This is a genomic window from Lactobacillus sp. ESL0791 (assembly GCF_029433255.1).
Taxonomy (GTDB): Bacteria; Bacillota; Bacilli; order Lactobacillales; family Lactobacillaceae; genus Lactobacillus.
The window spans coordinates 2,017,684-2,029,236 of record NZ_JAQTHU010000001.1; the positions used below are offsets into that span (position 1 = coordinate 2,017,684).

9 protein-coding genes are annotated in these 11,553 nt (G+C 43.6%); 2 read left to right on the forward strand and 7 right to left on the reverse strand.

Features of this window, described 5'->3' with window-relative positions; genetic code table 11:
* Positions 1-4: 4 nt before the first annotated feature.
* Both PT285_RS09680 and PT285_RS09685 read left to right on the forward strand, forming a co-directional pair.
* The gene (locus tag PT285_RS09680; RefSeq protein ID WP_277150081.1) at positions 5-925 is read left to right on the forward strand and encodes an NAD(P)/FAD-dependent oxidoreductase; all 921 of its coding nucleotides are present in this window, start codon (positions 5-7) and stop codon (positions 923-925) included.
* 24 nt (positions 926-949) lie between these two features.
* Complete coding sequence (locus PT285_RS09685; protein ID WP_277150083.1) at positions 950-2,137, forward strand: MFS transporter; 1,188 nt, start codon at positions 950-952, stop codon at positions 2,135-2,137.
* A 285-nt stretch (positions 2,138-2,422) separates the two neighbouring features.
* Here the strand turns inward: PT285_RS09685 and asp2 are convergent, their stop codons facing one another.
* From asp2 to PT285_RS09720, 7 genes are read right to left on the reverse strand one after another with little or no spacing between them, the layout of a single operon-like run.
* Entirely contained in the window at positions 2,423-3,979 is a 1,557-nt protein-coding gene (asp2, locus tag PT285_RS09690) for an accessory Sec system protein Asp2 (protein ID WP_277150085.1), read from the reverse strand.
* Positions 3,972-5,438 (reverse strand): accessory Sec system glycosyltransferase Asp1, encoded by a 1,467-nt coding sequence (gene asp1 / locus PT285_RS09695; RefSeq protein WP_277150087.1) that lies wholly within the window; start codon positions 5,436-5,438, stop codon positions 3,972-3,974. Before asp1 ends, asp2 begins: the two co-directional genes overlap by 8 nt.
* Positions 5,439-5,473: 35 nt before the next feature.
* Entirely contained in the window at positions 5,474-6,685 is a 1,212-nt protein-coding gene (locus PT285_RS09700) for a hypothetical protein (RefSeq protein WP_277150089.1), read from the reverse strand.
* An 18-nt stretch (positions 6,686-6,703) separates the two neighbouring features.
* Complete coding sequence (gene secA, locus PT285_RS09705) at positions 6,704-9,055, reverse strand: preprotein translocase subunit SecA (protein ID WP_277150091.1); 2,352 nt, start codon at positions 9,053-9,055, stop codon at positions 6,704-6,706.
* 9 nt (positions 9,056-9,064) lie between these two features.
* On the reverse strand, positions 9,065-9,262 hold the full coding sequence (locus tag PT285_RS09710; RefSeq protein WP_277150093.1) for a hypothetical protein: 198 nt from the start codon (positions 9,260-9,262) through the stop codon (positions 9,065-9,067).
* Positions 9,259-10,113: a hypothetical protein gene (locus tag PT285_RS09715; protein WP_277150095.1), complete on the reverse strand. Its 855-nt coding sequence runs from the start codon at positions 10,111-10,113 to the stop codon at positions 9,259-9,261. Before PT285_RS09715 ends, PT285_RS09710 begins: the two co-directional genes overlap by 4 nt.
* Positions 10,094-11,548, reverse strand: a complete 1,455-nt coding sequence (locus PT285_RS09720; RefSeq protein ID WP_277150097.1) for a glycosyltransferase — start codon at positions 11,546-11,548, stop codon at positions 10,094-10,096. The genes PT285_RS09715 and PT285_RS09720 overlap by 20 nt, the downstream gene beginning before the upstream one ends.
* Between the last annotated feature and the right edge of the window lie 5 nt (positions 11,549-11,553).

Below are 11,553 nucleotides of genomic sequence, written 5' to 3' on the forward strand. Positions count from 1 at the left end.
TATCATGGAAGATTGTGATGTAATTATTTTAGGTGCCGGCCCTGCTGGCTTATCAGCTGGACTGTTTAGCGCCCGCTACGGTCTTAAAACTATAATTCTAGAAAAAGATGAGGTTGGTGGTCGGGCTAACCAGATTACCAAGATCACCACTTACCCCGGAATTTTAGAATCTTCAGGTAAGGATTTGATTGCTAAGATGCGAGCACATGCTGAAAAATTCGGTGCCATTATTAAAATGCAATCACCTAAATCAATTGAAATTCAAGGCAACTTAAAAATTGTGCATACACGAAAAGTTGATTACCGTGCTAAAACCCTAATCATTGCCACTGGAATGACACCACGTGTATTAGGAATCCCGGGAGAAAAAGAATTTACTGGGATGGGTGTATCTTACTGTGCTACTTGTGACGCGGACTTTTACCAAGATCAAAAAGTGGTAGTTGTTGGTGACAATAACGAAGCCATTAATGAGGGACTCTTAATTTGCAAGTTTGCAAGTGAAGTCGATGTTATTGTCAACAAACCTGAAGGCAGCCTGACCTGCAGCAAGGCCAATCAGGAACGCGCTGAAAAAGAGCCAAAAATGCATTTTATCTGGAATACTGCAATCGAAAGCATTTATGGCGAGATGAACGTTGAAGGAATAAAAATTAAGAATCTCACAAATAACCAAGTTGCTGATCTCCCTTGCGATGGTGTTTTCTTCTTCCTCGGTATGATGCCAGCAACTGCAATTGTTAAAGATCTTGTTGAACTTGACAGTCAAGGGTACATCCACACTAAGGAAGATATGAGTACTGGTGATGACGGAATCTTTGCAATCGGCGACACCCGCAAGCGTTATCTCAGCCAAGTATTAACTTCTGCCAGCGACGGTGCTATTGCGGCAGCAGCGGCACAAAAATACATCGCAACACACTAAGAACACTAACTTCGGAGAACTATTATGAAAAACATTTCACATAAAAGTATTATCTTTAAGATTTCTGTTTTATCAATTTCATTAGCAGTAATGCTTGCACCCACAATTTCACCCGCGCTGCCACTAATGCACTTCCCGGGTGTCTCCAAGGCACAGATTGACACCCTGTCAACCATTCCCAATCTGGCAAAAATTTTCGGCATTTTGTTTTGTCCTTTTTTAATTCGTGTTTTTGGCCAGAAGAAAATCATTTTGACAGGCCTCACCGGAATTATTGTTTTAGGAATCATTCCTTTCTTTAGTAATTCCTACAAAGTTATCCTGGCCGCCAGAATTTTAGTCGGATTAGCGTTCGGTATTTTCATGCCCCTATGTACCAGTTTAATCGTCCAACTTTATCATACGGACAAAAACACGATGGCACACATGATGGGCTATCAAAATACAACACAGACTTTAGGCAGTGCTTTAGGTTCATTTACTGTCAGCAGCTTAGTGTCAATGGGCTGGCACCAGGCATTTCTTGTTTACTTAATTCCGATTGTCCCTATAATTTTATTCAGTGTCTTTGTTACCATTGACGAACCAGAAAAAGTTGAAAAAAAGCATTCACAGCAAAAAAACAAAACCAAGTTTAAATTTACCGGCGAAATGGCTCTGGTCTGCTTTTTCATGTTGGCCACACTAATTTTTTACATGCCGATCAATTTCACCCTGCCGCGGTTAATTATTCAAGAAAATCTGGGAACCGCGAGCACCGCGGGCATAGTTGCGGGCGTCATTCAGTTAGCTACAATGGCAACAGCTTCCCTATTTGGTTACATGATGAAGCATGTTGGCCGGATTGTTTTTCCAATTGGTTTTACAATTATTACTATCGGTTACTTTTTAACTTCACGAGCAACTAATATTCTGTTTCTGCTTTTTGCCCTGATCTGTATCGGTATCGGCAACAGCTTCTGCATGCCGTTTATCTATAACTGGATGGCGCTACTAACCGATTCTGATACGGCAACTATGGGACAGTCGATCTTGATGATTGCCCTGAATATTGGAACTGTTCTCTCCCCTAAAATCGTTAATGGGATTAATCAGCTTATGGGGTCAGCTTCGCCGCGTAACATCATGGTAATTTGTGCATGCGGGGACTTTTGCCTAGCAATCATTGCCGTAATCAATTACTTTTACAGTAAAAAGAGGGTTAAGGCATAAGTAGCGACTGATTAGTATACATATCAAGAATTAATTAAAGCCATCAAAGACCCACCCTTCTATTATCAGGGTAAATAATTAGCAATTTGATCTTTATGACTTTTTTATTATCAAAAATTTAAAAGAAAAATCAAAAGAGTATAGTTGATTAACAGATATTAGGGAAGATAGTTTTAGCTGTCCTCTTTTTGCATTTCAAGCAAAATAATATCCTGTCAAACAAGATCCATAGGGTCTTTACTGAACAAAAACGGCTTCCCGTTTCTTTGGAAAGCCGTTTTAATTCTAAAATTTTTGCCCGTATTTTTTCTTCAGCACGCTGTATAACTGTCGCGTAAACCAACCGGCAATCGCTTCAGTGTCATCGTTATGCCTGCCGGAATAACCTTTTGAGACCACATGCTGGTGCGAATAGTTTTTTTGTAAAAAAGCCATCAGCTGCGAATATGCCAGCTGATCATAATCATCATTTTTCATGTAACCAAGCATAAAGGAAGTATTGCTAAAATCGCCTTGGTTTAAGGTATCCCACAACATTTGGTCCAACTTTTGACAAGAAGCTAGCTTGTTGTCACCCATGAGCATCATGACCATATCACTAGCACAGTGAAAGTCATCTGGCCGGTTAATTCGAAGATTTTCAGCAATTGTGCCCAAATTCAGCAGGATTTTGGCAATCACGATTGCCCCAGGATTGAGCTGGGCACCGTAAAACATTGCTGCATAGGTACCCATCGACATCCCCGACAATACCAAATCTTTCACCGTGAAGTGCAGCTTAGCCAGGCAATCCTTAATCAGCCCTTTTATCTTGTCTTCCAATTCCTGATCACCAAGATAGAAACAGCCGCCTTCAACCCGCAAATCGGAAAGCAGCAGGTAGGGTACACCCTTTTTATGCAATATTCCCGTACCTTCAATCGCTTCGGCTGTATGGTAACCGCCAAAGTAAACGGTCAAGGGTGGTTTCATATTGCCGGGATTAAACAGGTAAGCAATCTCACCGCCAAGATAATTTTGGTCAATCAGTGACTGGCCGCCCAGTTCAATCAAGCCATATTTGCCGCGCGAACTGCGCTGGTGCATTGTTCCCAAGTGCACATGACCAGTTCCTCTTACATAATAACGCACACTGTAATAATAGCCGTCTGCTAGTCCCGTGACCTCAATCTTGCCATGACTTGCCCGCAAATCTGCACCACTCTTCGAATACTTGGCAAGCAGCTTGTGCGTGTCGTTAACAGAAAAGCAACAAACCTCAATCTTTAGCTCCGCTTGCTCAAATTCCTTAAACTCAAGTGCAATTTCTGTGACAAAATCGTGGGGCACAAAGACACTGTATGTCAGCCTGCCTAAATAATGCCAATTATCAAAGGAACATGTCACATCAATATAATTATTGCCAAAATAGGAAATGTTATTTTGCATTTCTGAAGGAATTTCCAACGAAAGAATTTTACCGCGGAGACCACCATTGTTAATCGGATAAAAATAATGGTTAATCTCCATCAACAAATTTCCCAGTTTGATCTTAACAGCACCGCGAAAATCCAAAATTTCCTGGATTTCGTCCGTCACCACTGCATCATCGGTATACAAGATGCGGTGGGCAGGCAGCTGCCGCAGCAGCTGCGGCTGGGTCAGCCAAGGCGAAGTCTGGTCAAGAACAAAATATTCAAAACTATAATCGAAATTAAAGACCTTGTCTTTAAAAACAGGCGCCAAGTGGTGGCTGGCAAGATTAGCCGGCTCAGCCCACAGGTAAGTGCAGTCAGTTAATGCCTTATCGGATAGCTCCAATGCTTTTTTTCCGCTATGAAACAGGCACCGTTTTTTATTCATTGAGAACTACCGCCTTCCATTTATCTATAATCTTCCCTGGTGAAAGCTGTTCAATCAACCTAACATTTTCTACTACGGCCGAATTCCATTTGGACAAATCCGTCAAAAACGGCAGCAGCAATTTATCTAAATGGGCATCTTTTTCAAGCAAAAAGCCATTCTCACCGACTTTAACCAGGCCATTGCCCTGCCGCACGATCTGAGGAATACCGGTCTTGACGGCTTCCAACTGCAAATTATAATCAGAATAAACAGCAGTATCTAAGAAGAGGTAAGCTTTTTTGAGCAAAACAGCTTCTTGTTCATAATTTAGCTGCTCTTTACAAGAAAAACGCTTAATCACGTCTACTTGCTGCTGGTCATCCTTATCCGGCTGTTCCAGTTTTTGCTGATATTTTCCCAGAAATTTACGCTTGCGTGTTTGCAGGTATTTTGCCTGCTCGCCAGCAGCATCGGCAAACAGATTATAATTGGGATTTTCTCCCAGCAGCTTCATCAACTGGCTAAAAATACTTTTTAGTGCGGCATCACTAACCTGACCCACATGCCAGTAAATCGTTCTCTGTTCAAATTCCATGCTCGTACCCAAGGCAAATTCAGCGAAGTATGGCTTAATCACGTGACAAATCGGCATAAATCTTATGCCGCATTCCCTGCTTTTTTCAAGAAAAAGATTTTTCTGCGTTTCATTTTGAAACAAATAATAATCCTGGCCCATGATTGAACTAAAATCATTATTTAATAATTGCTGTTGCTCAGTAAAGTAATAATAAAATTGCGTCTGCAGCAAAAAATGCCGCAGCGCCAATGTCTCTGAGCTTGGTTCAGCAATCGCCTTGCCCTTGTCTGCTAAATGACGCAGGGCAAATTCACTGATCACCTCGGCTAAACTACCATACTTCTTTTGCTTAAAGCGAAAGCTCTGGCTTGAGGCAATCGTCACCCGATAATCTTTCAGCGTCATGACCAGGTCACCAGCAGGATTGAACCACTGCTTTTTAATCACAGCACCTTCTTGATTAAAAAAGCTGCGGCTCCTGCGAAAGCCCCGCAAATCATAATCATCAACAATCTTTCCTGCACTGCGAAAATAGCTGACATGGGTGACTTGTCCATTTGGATCCAGCAGCACGTCCATCACATATTTTTCACCATCGTATATCTGCAAGCCAATCCCGTTAAAGTAGATAATTTCTTCAACAACATATTTATCAGGAATATGCAAATCGGCAACAGTTAGAGCAGAACCGCTTGAATTAACAGCTAAAATTTCGTCAAAAAGATAGACTGCCGTTTGCCCGCTGCGGGCAAGCTGATCATAGTATTTATCCGCCTCTTCCGTGGTAATCAGCAGCTGGGTAGCAACGCCTGCTTCGCGAAAATATTCTGCCAGATTCAACAGTGTATTTTGATGATAAAAATTATTGCTCAAGCGCATGTCAGGAATTAGTGTCAACATTTTATTATCGCTTCTACCTCAAATCAACTCAACGATTACTTTAAATTAATCACGTATCTTTGTTCACTGTGCAGCGTACGAAACTGCTGCACAATCATATAAACAATGGTCAATAAAATAAACAAATTACCAATAAAGGGGGTCAAGTTGGCTAGGTCTGGATGCCAGAGTCCTAACAAAAGCGGCCAAACACTCAGCAAAATCAGGAAAAAGCTGCTGAGCCAAGTCAGGCGCACAAATTTATTCATAATAAATTTTTCCGTGGCAGTTCCCGGAATGATATTATAAAAATAACTGCCGTTTTCTTTTAGTTCCCTTGCCCGCACACTCGGCTGAAGCATAATCAGCCCAAAAACAAAGTTTAAAGAAATAATGGTAATAATGTAGAGCAGGATGCCAATCGGCTGATTAATTGCCAACAACGGCAGAAGCTGTTTTTTCCAGCCAAACGAACTTTTCACCAGCAGCAGCGGCAAAAAGATAAAGAGCGAGGTTGAAAACATAAACGGCATCGCCCCCGCCATCAATAATTTCAAGGGAAAATATAATTTAGCATAAACATTGTCAAGCTGGGGATCACTCATCGGAATCCGCTCTTCGGCCTGCACCAAGGCAAGCCCAGCCGTCAAGGTGACGATAACTGCCAACACCAGAAAAATAATATTAAGCCAAGTGAATTCAAATTTATTATTACCCCAGCCCCGAATCAACAGCGCCGGCAGCGAAATGATCAGCTGAGGCACCATCAAGACAGAGGAGCCGCCAACCCCGTATTCAGAAACTAAGTTGGCAATAAAAACTGAGGCCATGCCCCCACTCACCAGCAGCAGCAGTGTCAGCATAAAACTGATGTTAGCCCCTTTGAAATAGACGGGCAAAAGGGCACCACGAAAATTATAAGTGTAAAAAAATGCCTGTAAAATTGCAACAAGCAAACTGCAAAAATTGGTCACCACGCCCCAAAAATAACTTGATACTTGCCTTAGGCTTTTTAGATCCAGCGAATTGACCGCCTGCAAGACAATGTTAGCGGTCATATAGGGACCGATACCCAGCATGAACAGTGACGGCCGGCTAGTTTGCGCGCCCGTATACATTCCCAGCACACTAATCAACGGGTTGCCTTTCAGGTAGCCCATAGCGGCTTTGGGCCTAACAAATGGAATCAGCAGAAACTGCCCGAAAAGATAGACCATTAGGAGCAGCACTGTCCACAGCATTCGTTTTTGTAAAAAATTTGCCTTCACCGCAGCCAATTCCTTTCCCTAAACAAAATAGATTTGCATTCCTTTAACATTATTGCCGGTCACTTCCGAACAGAGAACATTGCGCATGATTTGCCGAGAAATATCGGCCTTCATACGGTCAAAACTTGCCAGGGCCTCTTTTTGGTATTCAAATAATGGATTGCTCTGTCCCGTTGCACGCTGGGCGGTAACTATGCGCAATGTCTCCAGATTGTCAACCTGATCGACCCAAGCATCGTCAATTGCCTTCACAATCGTTAAGCGCTGGTAATACTGCCAGGCATCTTCATTAACAATTTGCCGTTTTTTCTCTTTGAATGCCTGCATGGCAATTTTATTTAAGAAACGGATATTGGCCGCAGCCGACGATAACCTGGTCTTTTTATTCACATAATCAGGCGTAATATTATCGCAAATGTATTCATTCACCGTCGCAGCACTCATCCGGTTGTCAGAAACAAACGTGATAATTGCCTTCTTGATGCTGTGAAGCACAACCTGCTCCAGTTCCTGGTTCATCTGCATGACTTCACCGCGCACACGGTAGACAGCCTCCCGCTGCAGGCGGGCAATCTCACCGTATTCCAACACCATGAAACGGGTGCTCTGTTCATGATACTTGATATTATTTTGCAGACGGGCAAAAAGCCGTTGGTAGCGCCGCCGGCCTCTGCCGATTTCCTGCCTGCGATCCTTGGCATGACGCGCAAGGGTGTGCTTGATCTTTCTTGAAGGAAACTGCCGCACCAGATTATCCTGCAAAGAGGTAAAAAAGACGGTTGAGCCCGGATCTCCCTGACGGCCGGCCCGGCCGCGCAGCTGGTCATCAATCCGCTTAAGCGACATTTTTTCTGTTCCAATGACCAGCAATCCGCCTGCTCTTCTGGCTCTATCCGACAAGATAATGTCGGCACCGCGGCCAGCAAGTGAAGTAGAAACGGTCACCATCCCCGACTGACCGGCAATCTTGATCATTTCCGCCTCCTGTGCTGTCGAGCGTGCGTTAAGCAGGTTATGGGGAATATGTTCCTGCAGCAGCATTTCCGAATACAGGTTTGACAAGGTAAGCGAGCCGGTTTCGATCAAAACTGGCCGCTTGCGGCGATAATTTTTCTTAACCACCTCAAGGGAGGCATATAATTTTGCCTTCGCCGTATAAAAAACCCGGTCAGGCTCATCGCGGCGGATATTCGGCCGGTTGGTCGGAACGGCAACTACATTTAGATTATAAACCCGCATCAATTCGCGCTTGTCACCCATCGCGGTTCCGGTCATTCCTGCCAGTTGGGGAAAGAGACGGAACAAGTTTTGGTAAGTAATCGTGGCGATTACCTGAACTTTTTGGCTTGTCTCCAGTCCCTCCTTGGTTTCGATGGCCTGGTGGATGCCGGCTGACATCTCCATTCCGAGCAGTTTACGCCCGCTATTGGTGTCAATAAGGACCAATTTATTTTTTTCAAGCAAATAATCGCGGTCCCGTTGATATAACTGGCTGGCCTGCAGTGCAAACACCAGGTGGCCGTATAAATCCGCATATTTTTTATCGAGAATATCGCGGACACCAAAAAATTCATTAGCGTGCAGAATGCCTTCATGCAGGAACCAAACTTTTTTGCGATTAGAATTCAGGGCAAAATCAACATCTTCTTGGCAAATTTTGACAAACTTATCAGCTAGGCCCGGATAATTGGATTTTCCCTCCGGCCGCCCAGAGATCACCAGCGGCGTTGTTGCTAAATCCAGCAGCACTGAATCCACCTCATCAATCAGAGCAAAGCGAAATGGCGGCATATACTGCTTATTGACTGAACTGACTAGATTATTGGTTAAATAATCAAAGCCAAAAGTTCCCCCATCAGTATAAACAATGTCATTGGCATAGAGCCCTTTCTTCGTCTTACCGGCATTATCACGCTCTTCTTTACTTTCCTGTGAAAAATTATAACCGATCTTTAGGCCCAGCCAGCGATAAACACGTCCCACATTGAGTGCATCGCGTTTCGCCAAATACAGATTGGCGGTGATCAAAAAGTTGCCCTTGCCCGTGAGCCCGTGCAGATACATTGGCATGGTAGCAGTCAGGGTTTTGCCCTCGCCTGTTTTCATTTCAATTACATTATGATACTGCATCGCTACGGCCCCAAAAATTTGCACGGGATAGGGTGTGAGGCCAATAACCCGCGAATCCGCCACACACACAACGGCATAAGCTTCCACGAGTAAGGAATTAAGGGAAACGCCCTGCCGCAGACGCCGCCGAAATTCTGCAGTTTTAGCACGCAATTTATCATCGCTTAATTTTTTATATTTATCTGTTAATTTAATAATCTCAGCGGTTTTGCACCAATAAAGATGATTTTTGATGTGCATTTTACTTCATCATTTTAACTTAAGAAACGGAAGAATCATTCCGATGATGATAATCAGAGTAAACACTCCGCTCAGCGAAATTATCAGCCATTCCGTTTTACTCCTGTGATTTTCTTCGGCTGGCAGCAACTGTTCTTTTTCCCGCGCCAAATCTTCACAAATTTTCTTTGTGAGCGAATCTGTCATCAATACTTTTTTAAAAGTCATTCGCTGACCCTCACTTTATCCAAGGGTACATCAAAACCCTTTAATTTTTCGTAAGCCGGCTTAGTAACATGAACTTCCGCAACGTACGGAATCCGGTTTGCCAAAATACCGTCCAAATTGCCACGAAGCTTGCCCGTGTCATCAACGGGATCTTCTGCTAAATAATATTTATTGGTCGATTTAGCATCCCGCAGGGCGAACAAGTCAACCCCGAGATAATTAATACTGACGGTATCTTGCGGACGCATCATTTTACTAATCTGATCAACGTAAAAATCAACCAAATTATTATATCTATTGGTTACTTCATGCGTTGCCGGGTTCTCAACCGTGACAAAATTAAGTGCGCCGTCATAATAAAAATACCTAATGACCGGTTGGCCTTCCATGTTGACAAATTCGATCTCTTGCAGCTGACCGTCTGAATAATACAGATGACTGTAGACTTTGCCGTCAGAAACATACTCTTCAACATAGTCAAGGCTGCCATCGGGATTCAGATAGCGAATATCCTGCGTTGCTCGCCTAGTATTAGGGAAAAGATATTCACGGGCAATGAAAATCCCCTGATCATCAACAAAAATGCTGCCGTCCTTTTGCATCTGCACATAATCCATCGCAGGAATATTGACTTCATTAAAGTAGCGGTAGCTTGCCGGGTCATAAGTCCGGCCCGTAATGTGGTCAATCAGTGTGGTACCCTCAATGTCGTTCGCCTGCAAAAAATTGCGCATGTTCGGCATCGACGTCAAACAAAGAAGCTGGCCATGGTTTTTCTGCAGCCGCGTTTTGACCGCCTTAAAAACATCCGGATTTAAATTAACAGTTTCATTAACTAGTTCGTAATCCATCAACCAGTTTCCTCCACTTCTTGGCAATTGCGCTGTCACGATACTCATCAATGCCGACCTGTGTATTCCGCCGCATCTGAACGTAATCCGCATTAAACAGACGAACAATTCCTTCTTTAATTTGGGCAACGTTGAAATCGTCATCCTCACGCTTTAATTCCTGCACAAAGCCATTTTCACCGTCACGAATCAATTGGGTTGCCCCAAAGCGGGCATTAAACGTCACCACCGGCAAAGCGGCATTTAGTGCCTCAATGTAAGTTAAACCGAAACCTTCAGAAAACGAAGTTGAGATAAAGGCATCATATTTCGGATATACTTTTTCCAAATGCTGCGATAAGCCGCGCAAACGGATATAATCTTCAGCATGATAGTCCTTGATCATTTGCTCCAAATGCTTCTTTTCTTCGCCTTGACCATAAATATCAAAACTAATCTTATAACCCGCATCATGCAGCTGGGCCACAGCCCTAACCGCAACGTCAATATGCTTTTCCTTGGCCAGGCGCGAGGCCGTGATAAAGCGCAAGCCGTCCGGCTGCCGGTCCTTAATCACTTTGCTGCGGTCACTGATCCCGCCAACAGGAATAGCCCAGATCTTGTCTCCTTCTTTGGGGAAATCGATCAGCAAATCCTGACGCTGCTGCTCGGTGGAAACGACTACCCGATCAACCTTGTTCAAATGATCCAGCAGGTATTCATAATAATTATTCCAAAACGGCTTTTTCGGGTCCACCCGGTCAGCCAAATGATCAGCATGGATCAGATAGATAATCTTCGCGTTCGGAATCTCGTCGTACATTAACGCCTCATCGGCCCAATCGCCACGGTCAATGTAAAAATTGCTGTTGCTGCCAAAGAAACGATCCAGCTGGCAAAAAAAATAGTGGTATAACCGAACAATATTGGCAAAATACAGGTGCTCTCCGTGCTCCGAGTACAGATGGATATTTTGCATTCGCGCCTGTTCATGTGCATTGTCAAGCGTCTCGAAGGCAACCTTGAGCTCACCTGTTTGGCTGTTAAAAATCTGCGTACGGTATGCTCTAACCATTAAAAGTTTGCTTTCCGGCTTTTGCTTATTTTTGCCTTTAACAAAGTGATTGACAATCCGCAAGCCGGAAGAGGCGTACTGCTCGTTCATCCGCACGGTATTGGTGCTGTCGACTAAAGAGCGCACTTTTTTCGCAGGGAAAGTTTTGGTCAAACCTTTTTTTAAATAATCATCGCCCCAGACAAAATATTCCCACATATTAATGACATTTTGGCTTTTCAAGCGCCACTTGGTCATTGCTTCATGCAATTCCGGCACCATACCCAGAAAAACAAACCGATAGGGAATTTGGGCTCGCGCAAAACTTTTAGCACGATAAAATTCGGCATGTTCAATTCCAGAATTTCCCATGCCCATCGCTTGATTAACAAAAAAATCCATTTTAT